General features: G+C 72.2%; 16 protein-coding genes. 1 reads left to right on the top strand and 15 read right to left on the bottom strand.

Annotation, left to right across the window (positions count from 1 at the left end; all coding sequences use genetic code 11):
• Positions 1 to 34 precede the first annotated feature (34 nt).
• The 10 genes from B1759_RS13190 to B1759_RS13235 form a co-directional block, all read right to left on the bottom strand.
• Entirely contained in the window at positions 35 to 1,435 is a 1,401-nt protein-coding gene (locus B1759_RS13190; protein ID WP_095515533.1) for a pitrilysin family protein, read from the bottom strand.
• 118 nt (positions 1,436 to 1,553) lie between these two features.
• Positions 1,554 to 2,996, bottom strand: a complete 1,443-nt coding sequence (locus tag B1759_RS13195) for a pitrilysin family protein (protein ID WP_095515534.1) — start codon at positions 2,994 to 2,996, stop codon at positions 1,554 to 1,556.
• A gap of 109 nt (positions 2,997 to 3,105) precedes the next feature.
• On the bottom strand, positions 3,106 to 3,975 hold the full coding sequence (locus B1759_RS13200; protein ID WP_095515535.1) for a hypothetical protein: 870 nt from the start codon (positions 3,973 to 3,975) through the stop codon (positions 3,106 to 3,108).
• A 115-nt stretch (positions 3,976 to 4,090) separates the two neighbouring features.
• Positions 4,091 to 5,200, bottom strand: a complete 1,110-nt coding sequence (locus B1759_RS13205; protein ID WP_198948869.1) for an SPFH domain-containing protein — start codon at positions 5,198 to 5,200, stop codon at positions 4,091 to 4,093.
• Positions 5,201 to 5,257: 57 nt separating this feature from the next.
• Positions 5,258 to 5,767, bottom strand: a complete 510-nt coding sequence (speD, locus tag B1759_RS13210) for an adenosylmethionine decarboxylase (protein ID WP_095515989.1) — start codon at positions 5,765 to 5,767, stop codon at positions 5,258 to 5,260.
• Complete coding sequence (locus tag B1759_RS13215) at positions 5,758 to 7,377, bottom strand: polyamine aminopropyltransferase (RefSeq protein WP_198948871.1); 1,620 nt, start codon at positions 7,375 to 7,377, stop codon at positions 5,758 to 5,760. Before B1759_RS13215 ends, speD begins: the two co-directional genes overlap by 10 nt.
• A gap of 48 nt (positions 7,378 to 7,425) precedes the next feature.
• Positions 7,426 to 7,722, bottom strand: a complete 297-nt coding sequence (locus B1759_RS13220; protein ID WP_198948873.1) for a DUF350 domain-containing protein — start codon at positions 7,720 to 7,722, stop codon at positions 7,426 to 7,428.
• A gap of 11 nt (positions 7,723 to 7,733) precedes the next feature.
• Positions 7,734 to 9,308, bottom strand: a complete 1,575-nt coding sequence (locus tag B1759_RS13225; protein WP_095515538.1) for a DUF4178 domain-containing protein — start codon at positions 9,306 to 9,308, stop codon at positions 7,734 to 7,736.
• A complete protein-coding gene (locus B1759_RS13230) occupies positions 9,308 to 9,664 on the bottom strand; it encodes a hypothetical protein (protein ID WP_095515539.1) in 357 nt (118 codons plus the stop codon). The genes B1759_RS13225 and B1759_RS13230 overlap by 1 nt, the downstream gene beginning before the upstream one ends.
• A gap of 81 nt (positions 9,665 to 9,745) precedes the next feature.
• Positions 9,746 to 10,363, bottom strand: a complete 618-nt coding sequence (locus B1759_RS13235) for a DUF4178 domain-containing protein (RefSeq protein ID WP_158225253.1) — start codon at positions 10,361 to 10,363, stop codon at positions 9,746 to 9,748.
• Positions 10,364 to 10,582: 219 nt separating this feature from the next.
• Here B1759_RS13235 and B1759_RS13240 point away from each other — a divergent pair, with 219 nt between their 5' ends.
• On the top strand, positions 10,583 to 11,809 hold the full coding sequence (locus tag B1759_RS13240) for an acyltransferase (RefSeq protein ID WP_158225254.1): 1,227 nt from the start codon (positions 10,583 to 10,585) through the stop codon (positions 11,807 to 11,809).
• Here the strand turns inward: B1759_RS13240 and rimK are convergent.
• From rimK to pyrR, 5 genes are all read right to left on the bottom strand, one after another.
• On the bottom strand, positions 11,806 to 12,720 hold the full coding sequence (rimK, locus tag B1759_RS13245) for a 30S ribosomal protein S6--L-glutamate ligase (protein WP_095515542.1): 915 nt from the start codon (positions 12,718 to 12,720) through the stop codon (positions 11,806 to 11,808). The two genes, B1759_RS13240 and rimK, sit on opposite strands and share 4 nt — an antisense overlap.
• A 95-nt stretch (positions 12,721 to 12,815) precedes the next feature.
• Positions 12,816 to 13,283, bottom strand: coding sequence for a RimK/LysX family protein (locus B1759_RS13250; protein ID WP_095515543.1), 468 nt, complete (start codon positions 13,281 to 13,283; stop codon positions 12,816 to 12,818).
• Positions 13,280 to 14,269, bottom strand: coding sequence for a polysaccharide deacetylase family protein (locus B1759_RS13255; protein WP_095515544.1), 990 nt, complete (start codon positions 14,267 to 14,269; stop codon positions 13,280 to 13,282). Before B1759_RS13255 ends, B1759_RS13250 begins: the two co-directional genes overlap by 4 nt.
• 152 nt (positions 14,270 to 14,421) lie before the next feature.
• Positions 14,422 to 15,468 carry an aspartate carbamoyltransferase catalytic subunit gene (locus B1759_RS13260; protein WP_095515991.1) on the bottom strand — a complete coding sequence of 349 codons (1,047 nt, stop codon included), beginning with the start codon at positions 15,466 to 15,468 and terminating at the stop codon, positions 14,422 to 14,424.
• 11 nt (positions 15,469 to 15,479) lie between these two features.
• The gene (pyrR, locus tag B1759_RS13265; protein WP_095515545.1) at positions 15,480 to 16,061 is read right to left on the bottom strand and encodes a bifunctional pyr operon transcriptional regulator/uracil phosphoribosyltransferase PyrR; all 582 of its coding nucleotides are present in this window, start codon (positions 16,059 to 16,061) and stop codon (positions 15,480 to 15,482) included.
• Positions 16,062 to 16,239 lie beyond the last annotated feature (178 nt).

The raw sequence follows: 16,239 nt of genomic DNA on the forward strand, positions 1-16,239 counted from the left end.
CCCCCGCCCCAAGGCGGGCTCGATCGGGGCGGGGTCAGTCGAGCGTCGTCAGCGTCACGTCGCCGAACTCCGTCAGCTGCGCCTCCACCACGCTCCGGTCGCCGACGACCACGATGGCCGCGTCGTCACCGCGGAGCACCTCGGCCGTCGTCCGGCGGACGTCCTCCGGCGTGACCGCGTAGACGCGCGTCGTGTACTCCTCCAGGTAGTCTCGGCCGAGGCCGTGGAGGTCCATGAACGCCAGGATGGAGGCGATGCCGCCCGGCGACGAGTTCTGGAGGACGAACGTCCCGGCGAGGTAGTTCTGGATGCCGCGCAGCTCGTCGGCCGACGGCGGCGTGGTGGCGAGGCTGTCGATTTCGTACAGGATCTCGGCGATGGCCGGGCCCGTCGAGGGCGTCTGGATGGCCGCGCTCTCGGCCCAGTAGGCGTTCCGGAAGCGCGACGACACCGACGAGCCGGGGCTGTAGGTGTAGCCCTTGTCCTCACGGATGTTGCGCGTGATGCGGGACCCGAAGGAGCCGCCCAGCAGCGCGTTCGTCACCTGCAGCGTCACGTAGTCCGGCGACGACGGGTCGAGTGCCGGGAGGCCGACGATGACGTTGGACTGCGCCGCGCCGGGCTGGTCGACGAGGATCACGCGCCGCCCCTCGGTGGCGGTCGGCGGGGTCGGGTCGGCCGGGGCCGGGCCGCCGGTCCAGTCGCCGAAGGCGGTCCGAAGAGCGCCCTCGACGGCGGCCTCGTCGAACCGGCCGACCACGTAGAGGCGCGTCCGCTGCGGGCCGACCTGGGCGTCGTAGAAGGCGCGCACGTCGTCGGCCGTGGCCGCCTCGACGTCGGCGGCGTCGGGGAGGATGACGTTGGCGTAGGGGTGCTCCCCGTAGAGCGTCCGGTAGAAGGCCGCCTGCGCGAGCGTGCCGGGCTGGGAGCGCGCCACGGCGGCGCCGCGGAGGGCGTCGCGCTGGACCCGCTCGAAGGCGTCGGCGGGGAAGGCCGGGTTGCGGAGCACGTCGCCGATGAGGCCGACGAGGGCGGGCGTGAACTCGCTCAGCACGCGGCCCGAGACGAACATCTGGTCGAGCCCGGTGCCCGCCGAGACCGAGCCGCCCATCTCGGCCGCCTCACGCGCGATGTCCTCGGAGGAGCGCGTCGCGGTGCCTTCGGTGAGGAGCCCCGACATGAGGTCGGCCCAGCCGGTCTGGTCGGCGGCCTCGTCCACGTTGCCCACGCGCACGACCGCGTAGACGGTCGCCTTGGGCAGGTCGCCGTAGGGGACGAGCGTCACGTCGACGCCGTTGTCGAGCGAGAGCGTGCGGCCCTCTGGGATGTCGAAGGTGCGCGGCGCCGCGGGCGCGGGCGGCGTGGACGGGAAGTCTTGCGCCAGGACGGCGGGCGCGAGGGCCAGCAGGGCGAGGAGGGAGAGCGAGCGAATCATCGGGGCGAGCGCAGAAGAGAGTCGAGGAGGCCTCCCTCCGCGTGCGGAGGGGAACAGGGGGAGGGCGGCCCCCCTCGGTGGCCTCGTCGGGAGACGCACCGAGGGGGGCAGGGCGGGGTCAGGAGCCGCCGCCCGCCGCCTCCAGCGTGATCACGGTTCGGTTGTCAGGGCGGAGCCACTCCTGGGCCGTCCGCCGGATGAGGCCCGGTGTGACGCGCTCGAAGCGCTCCACGAGCGTGTTGATGCGGGCGGGGTCGTCGTCGAAGAGCGCGAACGACGCCAGCAGGTCGGCGCGGCCGAAGCCGAAGGTGCCCGCGAGGGTGTCGTAGAAGTCGCTCCGGAGCTTGACCTTGGCCCGCGCCAGCACGTCCGGCTCGACGCCGGTCTCGCGCAGGCTCTCCACCTCGCGGTCGATGATCGCCAGGATGGAGTCGGGCGCGGTCTCGTCGTCGTGGATGAGCCACGACGAGAAGAGCATCGGCCCGTTGTAGTTGTACATGTTGCCCAGCGGCCAGTTGATGCCGCCCGAGACGCCCGCCGTCACGCCGGCCTCGGAGACGAGCGCCTGGTGGAGGCGGCTGTCGTCGCCTTCGAGCAGGATCTGCTGGATGAGGCCCATCGCGAAGTAGGCGTCCGTGTTGCGCGGCGGCATGTGGTAGGCGAAGGCCAGGGCCGGGCGCGTGGCGAGCGAGTCCACCTTGGAGGTCCGCTTGGCCTCGGTCTGCGCGGGCTCGCGGAGGTCCGGGATCGGCGGCACGTCGGCGCGCTCGATACCGCCGAAGTACTCCTCCACCCAGCCCATCACCTCGTCCGCGTCCACGTCGCCGACGACCACCACGACGGCGTTGTTGGGCGCGTAGAAGGTGTCGAAGAAGTCCGCCACGTCCTCCAGGGTGGCGGCCTCCAGGTCGGACAGCTCGCCGTAGAAGTTGTGGGCGTTGTACCAGTTCTCGTTGGCCGCCTGCGGCAGGTCCAGCCAGGGGAAGCCGCCGTAGGGCTGGTTGATGACGTTGACGCGGACCTCGTTGGAGACCACGCCCTGCTGGTTGACCAGATTCTCCTCGGTGATGTCGAGGCCCCGCATCCGGTCGGCCTCGGCCCACAGCATCGTCTCGACGGTGTTGGCGGGGACCACCTCGAAGTAGTTGGTGAAGTCGAACCGCGTCGAGCCGTTCAGGATGCCGCCGTTGCGCTGGACGAGCCCGATGAACTCGTTCTTGCCGAGGTTCTCGGAGCCCTGAAACATCATGTGCTCGAAGAGGTGCGCGAAGCCCGTCCGGTCGCGCGGCTCGATCCGGAAGCCGACGTTGTAGTAGACCGCCACGACGGCGGTCGGCGCGGTGTGGTCCTCGCTCACGACCACCTTGAGGCCGTTCGCCAGCGTGTCGTAGACGACCGGCACGTCGAAGCCGACCGGCCCGGCACGGCGGGCCAACTCGTCGGGGGTGAGCGGGTCGAAGGCGGGCTCGGTGGAGGCGGGCGGCGCGGGGGCGTCGAGGCGGTCGACGGACGAGCAGCCGCCGACGAGCACGACGGCGGCGAGGAGTGCGAAAGAGCGCATGGGCGGGGAGACGGCGGAGAGCGAGGTCAACGCCGCTGTACGCCGCGTCCGCGCGCGGGGTCCGTCGGTGTGCCCTGTCAGCCCTCCCCGCCTCGGGCCCGAGGCGGGGCTACCGTCCGGTCGTCGGGACGAGGGCGCCGGAGACGAGCGGCGTCTGGATGCCAATGCCGGCGACCACCTGCCCGTTGCCGAAGCCCCGGATGTCATCGCCGAACCAGTACGTCGTGATCCCGGCTTTGACGCCGTTGATCTGGACGTGCAGTCCCGCCTCAGGGCCGATGAACACCGTGTCGGTGTCGCCGAGGAGGCTCTGGCGGAGCGGGTCGAAGTCGTCGCTGACGATGTCGCCGAAGAGGGTCCGCACGGCGACCCCGGCGTCGAGCGTGACGCCGACGGTCGTGCTGCCCGCGATGGTGCCCGAGAGGAGCGTCTCGCCCAGGAGGACGCCAGCGCCGAGCGAGCCTGCCGTGAAGGGCTGCGGTGGGCCCATCGGGTCGAACAGGCCGTCCGGGCCGACGGGCACCGACCACTCGGAGGTGGACGCGCTCCCGTACAGCCGCAGGTCCAGCCCGAAGAGCACGTCGTGGAAACGGGTGTCGATGAGCCCGGCGTTGAGCGTGGAGCCGGAGGCGGGCGCGATGAGCGTCCGTGCGTAGTCGGCCTGGACGCTGTCGGCAGCACCGACGATGCTGATGAGGACCGTCGCGTCGGTACGCAGGCCGAAGGCATCGAGGGCGAGCTGAACGCCCAGCGAGCCGGTCGCGGTGGCGGCGTCGCTGCCGCCCGAGACGCCGCTGCGGAGGGCGCCGTCGGCGTAGAGGCGGGCGAAGGCGCGTGGGCTCTCGGCCGAGTCTGCCGGGCTGAGTGCTGCCGTGTAGGCCGCTTCCTCGGAGGCGGCCGGGACGAGGAGCGAGGTCAGCGTCTGCGCCGCGCCGGCGGCGGGAAGGCAGAGGACGAAGGCGACGAGGCGGAGCAGCATCGGACGGGAGGAGGCGCCCGAGCACAGTAGCGCCTCCGATCGGATCCACGATCGGAGGCGCACGATTCCGTGTCATCCCACGAGACGGGCCGCCTCGGCACCGAGGCGGGCGGGCTCAGGCGTCCGGCGGCGGCGGCGGCGTCGCCCCGAAGACGCCCCGGAGGGCGTCCACCTCACCGGCGGCCTTCCACTCGCCGAGGCGCTCGCTCCAGACGAACGTCTCGCGCGTGAGGTCGCCCGAGGCCGCCTGCTGGCGGAGCGCGTCGAGGCCGAAGGGGCCGGTCGACTGGCCGCTCTTGGATACGTGGAAGCTCACCGCGTCCGGCGGCGGGGGAGGCGCCGACGGGGCCGGGGCGGCCTGCTGAGGGGCTGCACCGCCCATCATGGCGCCGCCCATCTGGTTGGCCATCGCCAGCCCTGCGCCCAGGCCGACGCCCGCGGCGGCGGCTCCGCCTCCGGGGTTCTCGGCCGCCTTCGAGATGGCCTGCGCGGTCTGGAACTGCGTGTAGGCACCGAGGTCGCCGATGACGCCCATGCCGGTCCGCTCGTCGAGGAGCTTCTCGACCGCGGGCGGCAACGACACGTTCTCGACGAGCAGGTTCACGACCTCGATGCCGTACTCGGCCATGTCGTCGGCCATCTTCTCGGCCACGAAGCCGCCCAGCTCGTCCACGTTGGCGGCGAGGTCGAGGGCGGCCAGCTTCGCCGAGCCGAGCACGTCGGTGAAGCGCGCCACGATCAGGTTGCGGATCTGGTCCGTGATCGCGCCCGTGTCCACGTCGCCGGAGGTGCCGACGAGCGTGTCGAGGAAGGTCGCCGGGTCGCTGACCTTGAAGCCGTACGTGCCGAAGGCCCGCAGCCGCGTCGGCCCGAACTCGGGGTCACGGAGCATGATGGGGTTCTTCGTCCCCCATTTCTGGTCCACGACGCGCGTCGTGCGAATGAAGTAGACCTCGGCCTTGAAGGGGCTCTCGAAGCCGTACTTCCAGCCCTCCAGCGTGGACAGGATGGGCAGGTTGGCGGTGTCGAGCGTGTACGTGCCCGGCTCGAACACGTCGGCCAAGCGGCCCTTGTCCACGAACACGGCGGCCTGCCCCTCGCGGACGATGAGCTTGGCGCCGGACTTGATCTCGTTCTGGTGCCGGGGGAACCGCCACGCGAGCGTGTCGCGCGAGTCGTCGGTCCACTCGATGATGTCGATGAGTTCGCCGCGGAGGCGGTCCATGAGGCCCATGTCAGTGTGGGGGAGTGCGAGGGGAAGGGTACGGCAGGCGGCCCGGACCTAGCGTCCGGGGAGGCCCGTCCCGACTGCGGGCCGGGCGGTGTCTGTTCGAGCGCGCGGGGCGCCGAGTTGCGCCACGTCGCCGCGGGCGACGGCCGTGACGCGCTCGCGGACGGGCGCCAGCCACCGCCGGACGGCGTCCACGATGGCGGCCGTGTCGAGGGCGCCGCAGGTGAACACGTCGAGCGTGACCAGCCCCGCCTCGGGCCACGTGTGGACGCTCGCGTGGCTCTCGGCGAGGAGCACGACCCCCGTCACGCCGTCGGGCTCGAACTGGTGGAAGCGAGCGCCGAGGACGGTGGCGCCGGCCGCGCGGCAGGCCTCCGGCAGGCGGCGCTCCCAGGTCGCGACGCGGCGCAGCGGCTCGGGGTCGGTCACCCAGAAGTCGGCCAGCAGGTGGTGCCCGCCCGCTGGCCGGGTCCGAGGTTCGGGGTACGGGGTGCGGTTCTCAGGGGCGGCCGTGCCGTGCCCCGTACCGTGTACCTCGTACCGATCGTCGTTCACTGCCATCGCGCCCACCCCTGCTGGTAGTACCGCAGCACGACCGGGTCGTCGAGCGTGCTGACCTCGGCCGCGACGCGGTCCACGTCGCCGTCGAAGGTGCGGGCGGCACGGAAGGCGTCCGGCGAGAGCACCCGCGGCGCCACCGGGGCCGGGTCGTAGCGCTCCGGGCGGACGGCGTGCGTCGAGCCGACGAAGAAGCCCCAGTCGCCGAAGCTGGGAACGTAGACGTGGTACGGCGTCGGGTGGAGCTCGGCGGCCTCGGCCGTGGCGACGATGCTCCAGAACGCCTCCCGTGCGAACGTCGGCGAGGTGGACTGGACGGCCACCATGCCGCCGACGCCGAGGCGCTGGCGCACCTGCGCGTAGAACGAGCGGCTGTAGAGCTTGGCGAGGCTCTCGTGGTTCGGATCCGGCAGGTCGATCAGGATCACATCGAACGCTGCCTCGGTGTCGGCGATGAAGGCGCCCGCGTCCTCGTTCAGGACGGTCACGCGCGGGTCGTCCAGCGCATCGCGGTTGGCGGCGCGGAGCGCGGCGTGCGTGCGCGCGAGCGCGGTCACGGCGGGGTCGAGGTCCACCAGCGTGACGGCCTCGACGCCCGGCCACCGCAGGACCTCGCGGACCGCCAGCCCGTCGCCGCCGCCCAGCACCAGCACGGCCGCGCGGCGCGGCGCCAGCGCCATCGCGGGGTGCACCAGCGCCTCGTGGTAGCGGTGCTCGTCGACGGTCGAGAACTGGAGGCCGCCGTCGAGGAACAGCCGCACGTCTCCGCCGCGCGCCGTCAGCACGATCCGCTGGTAGGTCGACTGCTCGGCATAGACGACGGGGTCGCGGTAGAGCTTCTCCTCGAACACGTCCGCCAGCCGGTCCGCCCCGACGGCGCCTGCCGCCAGCGGGATCGCCACGACGAGCGTCGCCAGCGCCAGCCCGGCCCGCGCCCGCCCCAGCCGACGCCGGAACGCCCACAGGCACAGCCCCACCACGCCCAGGTTGACGAAGCCCGTCACGAACGCCGTCCGCACGACGCCCAGCACGGGCAGCAGCACGAACGGGAACGCGAGCGAGGCCACCAGCGCGCCGAGGTAGTCCACCGCGAGCACGTTGGCGACGGTGTCCTTGAGGTCGGCGGCGGTCACGCGCCCGCCGCCGCCGAGCAGCCGCGTCACGAGCGGGATCTCCAACCCCACCAGCACGCCGATCACCAGCACCACTGCGCCCATCGCGACGTGGAACACGGGCGTGTACGTGAACGCCGCGTACAGCACCGCCGCCGACAGCCCGCCCACCGCGCCGACGGCCAGCTCGACACCCACGAACCACGCCAGCTCGTTGCTCCGGATGTGCTGCGACGCCCACGATCCGATCCCCATCGCCGTCATGAACCCGCCGATCGTCAGCGAGAAGTGGAGCGCCGAGTTGCCCAGCAGGTAGGAGGACAGCGTCCCAACGATCAGTTCGTAGAGGATGCCGCACGTCGCCACCACCAGCACGGCGGCCAGCAGCACGCGCGTCTGGCGCCGCGACAGCCCGCCCGCCTCGGGCCGCGGCCGGGCGTGCCCGTCGCCCCTCGCAGGGGAGGGCGCGAGGTCGGGAATGGTGAGCGTGGGGAGGGTCACGGGGTACCGGGTACGAGGCACAGGGTACCCTGCACCGGGGCGCAGCCCCTACGACAGCATCACCGAGGCGATCACGATGCCGATGCCGATGAACGCGCCTGCCAGCATCACGCCGACGGCCACGTTCTGATCCTCCACCAGTTCGTGCCGCAGGTTCAGCCCCGCCACCTTGTCGAACACGACGTAGCCGAGCACGCACATCAGGATGCCGACGCCGCCATAGAGCAGCGTCGACAGGACCACCGGCAGCGACAGGTCGCTCGGCTCGGAGACGAGGACCTCGGTCTGGGCGAGCGCCGGGGCGGCCATCAGCAGGGCGACAAGGAGCGGAGAGAGTCTGTGCATGGGAGGGCAGGTTAGCGGGGGCCGGAGCGACTGAACAGGAAGAGCACGGCGCCGAGGAGCAGCGCCACGGCGAGGGCGCCCCAGAAGGGGCCCGGCACCCAAACCTCGCGGAGCGTGACCGTGAAGGGGATGATTGCGGGCTCGCTCCAAGCTGTGACGCTGCCGGGGCCGCCGCGCCACTCGCGCTCGACGAGCAGCACCACGTCGAAGGCGTCGCCGCTGCGGAGACGCTGGGAGCCCGGCGCGCGCGGGTACAGCGACGTGGCCGTGGTGGGCGTGCCCGCCGGCCCTTCGAGGGTGGGCATCGGTGTGGTCAGGATGGGCTCGCCTCCGGTGCCGACGAACGCCACGTTGGTGAAGAGCGACAGCGGTGGACCGACGGGCAACGTCGCCCGCACCTCGGCCGTGAGCGCCTTGCCGGACAGGCGGATCGGGCCGAGGGCCAGGGTGTCGTACCGAACGACGGCCTTCTCGGTGAAGTCGCTCGGCAGCACGATCGCCTCCACGTCGCTCGTAGCGCTCTCCTCGAACACGACCTTCCCCTCCATCCCCGACACCAGCCAGCCGGCGACGCCGAACAGGATCGCGGCGAGGCCGCAGAGGCGCGCCAGCCGGGCCGCCGACTGCCGCCGGGCCTTCGCGCGCTCCTCCTTCGCCTTCAGCGCGGCGACCTTGTCGTCGCGGCCGAGGGCGCTCCACACCGCCAGTGGCGTCAGCTTCGAGCCGCCGACCACCTCGACCTCGCTGGCCGTCAGCTCGGCGCTGTAGTGGACGCCCTTTCGCTTGGCCTCGCCCACCTGGAGCGTCTCGTCCAGCCGGGGCCGCCACGTCAGCTCTCCGGCCATGCCGATGATGGATGACGGGCTGACCTCCGAGAACGGGACCCGCCCGTCGGGCAGTTCGATGCCCCGGCGGCTGACTTTGGGGGTAGGGCGGATCGGCGTCTGGAGCAGGAAGCCCTCCTCGCGCGAGTAGGACAGGTAGCGGACCGCTCCGGTGTCGCTCACCAGCTGCCACTCGTCCCACTGCCAGCTCGACTCGTCGTCCCAGCCCTTGTAGCGCAGCCAGCCGGTGACGAGGTGACGCTCGCCCTCGAAGGTGCCCTCAGCGCCGGGCAGGATGTCCTGGATGGGCTTGAACTGCTTCTTGAACCGCCCGATGATCTCGGCCTGCCCGCCGGTCAGGTCGAGCACGCTACCGCAGTGCGTGCACGCCGCCGCCTTGATGCCGCGGTCCGGGTGGAGGTCGATCTGGCCGCCGCAGTTGGGGCACTGGAGGTGGTGGAGCGTCTGGGTGCGTCGCCCGGCGTCCGCCAGCCCGGTCCGCCTCGGGGGCGCGGCGGGAGCGACGTCTCCGAGGCGGGCCAGTTCGTCGGCCGCCCACCGGTTGGCTGCATTAAGGCCGACGATCCGAGTCAGGAGTCCAGCTTTCTCGGCCGGGTCCTCGGTGACGCGCGCGCGCCAGGAGAGCGCCAGCTCGTCGTCCGGCGTGTCGGCGAGGACGGCGTCGAGGAGGCGCTGCGCGGCGACGGTGTGGCCGCGGCGGGCCGCCCGGATGGCGCGGTCGAGGGGGGAGAGGTCGGGCATCACTTTCCGGAGGAGGGGCCGCCGCCCGAGACCCGGGTGCCGCGGACGCTGCGGGCCGCCGCCGCCGCCGCTGCCGCCCGAGCCCGCTCGGCCTCCTGGCGGCGGCGCTCGGCTTCCTGCTCGGCCTCGTACTGAGCGCGCTCTGCGGCCGACATCTCGCCCGCCAGGTAGCGCCGCCGCCGCTCGGCCGCCTCGGCGGCGAGCCGGTCCCGTTCGAGCTTGGCGTCATAGTTGGCCAGCGCCCGCGCCGGGGTCTGAGAGGTCGTGATCGTGCGCGCGCCGGCCCCGCTGGACGACGCGCTGACCGCCCAGAAGCCGGTCAGCGCGAGTACGACGATGACGAAGAGACGGCCCATCAGGAGAGCGAAGAAGGATTCAGAGGGTGAGGACGGACCGTCCCCGCGTGCCTCCGCAGTCGGCGCGGGTCGCGGGTCACGCTAGCCATACACCTCGGGGTCGACGACGAGAGCCTCGCGCGGGATCGCACGGCCGATGAACACCTCGATGCCGCGCTCGCCGTACTCGATCGAGACCTCGGACTCGCCCGCGGAGCCGTCGACGTACCGGATCGTCTCGCCGGGCAGCAGGCCCGCGCCGAGCTGGCCCTCGCCGCCCACGATGGTCGCCTCGCCGACCTCGTCCACGTACACGTCGAGGTCGCCCGTGCGGATGGTGTCGCCGGGGCGGACCTCCTCGAATGCGGGCGCTTCGATGCCGTCGTGCTTCTGGAGGATCGAGAACGCGCCCTCGTCCTCGACGAGCCAGGCCCGCTCGGCGCCCTCGACCTCGACGAACCACTCGGTCCAGAGGCCGCCATCGTACTCGTAGAGGAGCCGCCCGAGGACGCGGAATGCCCGCCCGCCGAGCTGGCCGGTCGCGTCCAGGTAGAGCGGGCTGGGGATCTGGACGAGCCCGGCCGTGCGACCGGTGGGGTCCAGGTGGGCGCCGTCGTACAGCGAGACGCCGCCGCAGAACTCGCACGTCACCACGGTGACGAACCGATTCTGGATGCGGAGCGGGGCGCCGCAGGTGGGGCAGTGATGCGCGTCGGCCACGGGAGGGAGAGGAGACGGTCGCAGGATACCGGGCTCGCTCTCCCCGATCAACCCGGCCGCGGCTCCGGGGGCGTCTCACTCCGCATCGGACTCCGTGCCTGCCTCAATCAAGTGCCTGTTTTGTCACGATGTCGTGTCCTGGCGGGCACAATGGGGATTGGGTCATTCCCTGGCACACATCCGGCAGAGGAGCGGTCTCTCTCTCGTCGTGTCTCCCACGTGCCTGCCCCCTCTGCCTCGGACCGCATCCCCGCCTCCGCTCTGGGCCGCACCTCCGGCGACGGCGCCCTGCTGCCGGAGCCCTCGGGCGATGGCGCGCGCCTCCCGCTGCCGGTACCGGCTCCGCCCGCCAGGCCGCCCGCCTCGGCGACGCCGTCGAGCGCCCGGATCGCCAACCTCGACCTGCTCCGCGCCGCGGCCATCCTGCTGGTGCTCGCGGACAACGCGGTCGGCGGGGGCATGGTCGATGTGGGGGAGGCAGGCAACCGGATTCTGACGACCGGCTGGGTGGGCGTGGACCTGTTCTTCGTGCTCTCGGGCTGGCTCGTGGGCGGGCTGTACTGGCGCGAGCGGAAGGAGTACGGGTCGGTCCACCTCGGGCGGTTCTGGGCGCGGCGCTGGCTGAGGACCATCCCGCCGTACCTGGTGGCGTTCGCAGTGGTCACGGCGGGCCGGGCTTTGACCGGCAAGGGCCTCCAGCCGGAGGTGTGGGGGCACTACCTGACGTTCACCCAGAACTACCTCGTCCCGCCGCCCTACTGGGCCGTGAGTTGGTCGCTGGCCGTCGAAGAACACTTCTACCTGTTCCTGCCGCTCGTGCTCGGGCTGGCACTCCGGTTCCGCCGGGGCGTGCCGCTGGCGCTCGGCGGCCTCGCGCTGGCCTCCCTCGCCGCCCGCGTCCTGACGGTCCCCGACGGGGCCTGGGAGTGGGGGCTCCAGTACACCGCGACCCACATGCGGCTCGAAGGGCTCGTGCTCGGCGTGCTGGCCGCCTACGTGTACCACCGCCACGCGGCCCTCTGGCCGACGGTGCGCCGGGTGGCGGCATGGGCGCTCGTGCCCGGCCTCCTCTTCGTGGCGTCCGTCCCGTGGCTCCCGGCGGACGTGGTCAACCGGTTCGCCTATACCGGCGTCGATCTCGCCTTCCTCGCGCTGCTCGTGACCGTGGTGCACCGCAGGCCGCTGCCGTTCGCGTCGAGCCGCGTGGTGGGCTTCGTCGCGCTCACGTCGTACAGCGTGTACATGACGCACCTGACCGTGTTCGGGCTGGTGGAGCGCTCGCCCGCGGCGGCGCTCCCGGCCTCGCTGTACGCCGCGGTGGCGCTGGCCGCGGTCTTCGCCGGGGGCGCGGTGTTCTACGCCCTCGTCGAGAAGCCGTCGCTGTGGCTCCGCCGCCGCGTCGCGCCGCGGCGGAGCGGCGAGCGGTCGCCCGCTCTCCCTGGCTAGGCGGACGGGGGCATCTCCGCCCTGGTGGACTGCTTCGCGGCGAGGCTCTTCTCGACGAACGAGATCACCGAGCCCGCCACGTCCTTGCCGGTGGAGGTCTCGATGCCCTCCAACCCGGGCGAGGAGTTGACCTCCAGCACCAGCGGTCCGCGCTCGGACTGGAGCACGTCCACGCCGCCGACCTTCAGGCCGAGCGCCTTGCACGCGGCCACCGCCGTCTTGCGCTCGGCCGGACTGATCTTGATGGTGCTCGCGCTACCGCCGCGGTGCAGGTTGCTCCGGAACTCGCCCTCGGCGCCCTGGCGCTTCATGCCCGCCACCACGCGGTCGCCCACGACGAAGAGCCGCACGTCGGCGCCGCCGGCCTCCTTGATGAACTCCTGCACGAGCAGGTAGGCCTTCATCCCGCGGAACGCCTGGATGACGCTCTCGGCCGCCTTCTTGGTCTCGCAGAGGACCACCCCGACGCCCTGGGTGCCCTCCAGCAGCTTCACGATCACCGGCGGCCCGCCGACCGAGGTGATGAGGTCCGCCGCGTCGTCGGCCTGGTGGGCGAACGCGGTGCGGGGGAGCGCGATGCCCTTCTTGGCGAGGAACTGGTGGGCCCGCAGCTTGTCGCGCGAGCGCGTGATGCCGACGGCGCTGTTGAGCGTCCACACGCCCATCGCCTCGAACTGGCGCACGATGGAGAGCCCGTAGAACGTAATCGAGGAGCCGATGCGCGGGATGATGGCGTCCGGCGGGTCGAGCCGCTCGCCGTGGTAGTGGACCTCCGGGCCGTTCGCCGTCAGGTGGGCCGTGCAGCGGAGCGTGTCGAGGACCTGGACCTCGTGCCCGCGCGCCTCGGCCGCCTCGACGAGGCGGCGGGTCGAGTACAGATCGGGGGCGCGGGAGAGGATGGCGAGGCGCATGGGGAAGCAGAAAGAGGGGGAGTCAGGGTGAGGAACGGGCAGAGGGCGGCGGTGAGGGGGCACACCCCTCTCCCGGATCTCTCTCCGTCCCCCGGCTATTCGTAGAACGCGCCGGGGTGGTCGGGGCGGCCGAGCTTGAAGGACGCGCCGGAGTCCACGAGGACGCGGCCGGACATGGCCTCGCGGCCGAGCAGCATCGGGAAGCGCATGCCGCGGCGGTCGGTGAGCGTCAGCTCGACGGGCCACTCGGGGGCGTCCGTCGCGAGCCCGAGGCGGAGCATGGCTTCCACCACGATGCGGAGTTCGACGTGGCCGCTCGACGAGGTCACCTCGCGCTCGTCCACGACGGGGGCCTCGCACATCACCTTCAGCCGACGGCCGCGGAAGAGCGGGTTGACCTCGAAGCGGACCAGCGGCTCGCCGTCGCGTTCCAGGTGCTCGATGCGGCGGGCGTGCAGCGCGGACGTCCGCGCGCCGGTGTCGATCTTGGCGCGGACGGCGGGCAGGCCCATTCCGGGGAAGGCCAGCCACTCCTGCCAGCCGACGGTGATGAGGTCGCTCATGGGTCGGGGTACGCCACGTCCTCCACCCAGGGATCCACGAGCGGCTCCGATTCGAAGGGAACGCGTCGGGTGATGGCCCACCGCTGAAGCCACGACATCCCCGCGCGCCCGGCGTACGCGTCCTCGGACTGGTAGGCGGGGTCGTCGAGAGCCTCGTCGAGCGTGACGAACCGGTATCCGCGGCGCCGGAACACCGCGATCAGGTCACCGAGGTGAGCGGCGTTGAGCGCGTTGGCGTGGACGAGCAGCACGTGGGCCATCTCGCGCCCGAACAGGTCGCGGCCGAGCGCCTCGAAGTACGCGGCCGTCGTGTCCATGTAGGCGAGGTAGGCGTCCGCGATGCGAGCCTGGAGCGCTGCGTCGCCGCTCTGGGCGGCGTTGTCGTAGGCGAAGGCGTAGAGCCACTCGCTGTTGTCGTGCGTGACCGGGGCGACGGTGTAGCCCACCGTCGGGAGCCAGGCCTCGAAGGCGCGTTTGGTCTCCAGGTCGGGACCCGCGTTGAGGTAGGGGTGACGGAAGTAGCGCGCCGAGTCGCCGCGGGCGGCGAGCAGGCGGTTGGTCACCAGGTCGCCCTGGCGGACCTGCTCCTGGAACGCGGCCAGCGGCGTGTCGAACAGCGACGGGTGGTCTCGGGTGTGGTTGCCGAGGTCGTGGCCGGCGTCCACCCAGGCCTGCAGCAGCGCCTCGCGCTCGGCCCGCTCGCCCGGCACGTCCAGCTTGCCCTCGTTGACGAACCCGATGGCCGGGACGCCCGCCTCGGCGATCTGGCGGAGGAGGTCGCGCGTGACCCGCTGCTGGTGGGCCAGGTCGCCCTGCCGCCCCCCCAGCGGCAGGTCGTCGATGGTCAGCGCGATGGTGCGCTCGACGGTCGGCACGTCCGCTTCTGCCGACGCGGCGCCCGAGGTGGGCTGCGCGCACGCGGGGGCACCGAAGAGGACGGCCAGCAGGAGGGCCACCCGCCGCGCAGAGAGGGGCCGTCCTGTCATCCTGAGCGGAGGGCGAAGCCCGGAGTCGAAGGATCTCTGATGAGACGGCCTCTCGATGAGGAGAGGAGAGCGATGGAGGGAGATCGGATGCGCCACAGATCCTTCGACTCGCTTCGCTCGCTCAGGATGACAGGCCGGGGAGGATGAAGCCGTCACGAGCCCGCCTCGGCGTCGGTGAACGCGTCGGCGCCCGCCAGCAGATAGAGGACGGCCATCCGCACGGCGACGCCGTTCGTGACCTGGTCCAGGATCACCGACCGGTCCGAGTCGACGACCTCGCCGGACAGCTCGACGCCGCGGTTGACGGGGCCGGGGTGCATCACCCACAGGTCCGGGTTGGCCTCCAGGTGCTCGGGGCGGATGCCGTACATCGTGTGGTACTCGCGCAGGCTCGGCGTCAGGCCGATCTGGCCGGTCATGCGCTCCAACTGGATGCGGAGCGCCATCGCCACGTCGCAGCCCTCCAGGGCCTCGTCCAGTCGGTCGGTGACGCGGACGTCGCGACCGTCGAGCGCGGCCTCGACCTCGACCGGCATCATCGTGCGCGGGCCGCAGAGGGTAACGCGCGCGCCGAGGGCCGTCAGGCCGTAGACGTTGGACCGGGCGACGCGGCTGTGCGCGATGTCGCCCAGGATGGTCACGTTCAGGCCGCGGAAGTCGAAGCCCTTCAGCCCGTCCAGGCCGGGCACGGCCAAGTCCGACATGGTCAGGGCGTCCAGCAGCCCCTGCGTCGGGTGCTCGTGCTGCCCGTCGCCCGCGTTCACGACGATGCCGTCGATGCAGCGCGTCAGGAAGTGTGCCGCGCCCGCCGAGCGATGGCGGATGACGGCGAGGTCCACCTTCATCGCCTCGATGTTGCGGGCGGTGTCCTTCAGCGTCTCGCCCTTGGAGACGGAGGAGTTGGACGCCGAGAAGTTCATCACGTCCGCCGAGAGCCGCTTCTCGGCCAGCTCGAAGGAGAGCCGCGTCCGGGTCGAGTTCTCGAAGAACAGGTTGCAGCACGTCACGCCGCGCAACGACGGGACGCTCTTGATGGGCCGGTTCAGGACCTCGCGGAAGGCACGCGCGGTCTGGAGGAGGAGCCGGATCTCGTCCGCGTCGAAGTCCGCCAGGCCGAGGAGGTGGCGGTGGCGCAGCTTCGCGGCGGGTTGAAGGTGCGACGTGGAACGGTCTGCGTTGGGATCGGGCGCGGGACTCATGGGCATCACGTTCAACCTTCCACGTTCTCACGTTTCACCAACCACACGCCGTCCTCGCCGTCCTCCTCGTCCAGGCGCACGCGGACCAGCTCGCCCGGCGCGGTGGGCACGTTCAGGCCGACGTAGTCCGGGGCGACAGGCAACTCGCGCAGGCCGCGGTCCACGAACGCCAGCAGGCGGACGCTCGCGGGGCGGCCCATGTCGATGAGGGCGTCCAGCGCGGCGCGCGTGGTGCGGCCGGTGTACACGACGTCGTCCACGAGGACGACGCGGCGGCCGTCGAGCGAGAACGGGATGTCGGTCGGCTGGACGAGCGGCGTCGGGCGGCCCGTCCCAAGCCCGACGTCGTCGCGGTAGAACGTCGCGTCGAGCACGCCGAACGGCAGGCGGACGCCCTCGATGGTCTCGATCCGGTCGCGCAGGCGGCGCGCGATGTGCACCCCGCGCGTCTGCATGCCGACGAGCGCGAGGCGATCGGCCGGGGCGGCCTCGTCGTCCAGTTCCTCGACGATCTGGCGGGCCAGACGGTCGAGGGTCCGCGCCATGTCGGCGGCGTCGAGCAGGTGGGCCTTGACGGGGTCCTGAGGCGGCATGCCCGAAGCTACCGCCGGTCTCGGGGCCAGGGGCGGGTGGCGACCGCCTCCGCCTCGGCGCCGAGGCGGGGCCAGCCACGCTCCCGGCCCCTCGCGGAGGCTCCCCACTCCCTCGACAGGGCTCCCCACTCCCTCGACAGGGCTCCCCATCGCTTCGGCGAGGCTCCCCATCGCTTCG

This window comes from Rubrivirga sp. SAORIC476 (assembly GCF_002283555.1).
In the GTDB taxonomy this organism is placed as follows: Bacteria; Bacteroidota; Rhodothermia; order Rhodothermales; family Rubricoccaceae; genus Rubrivirga.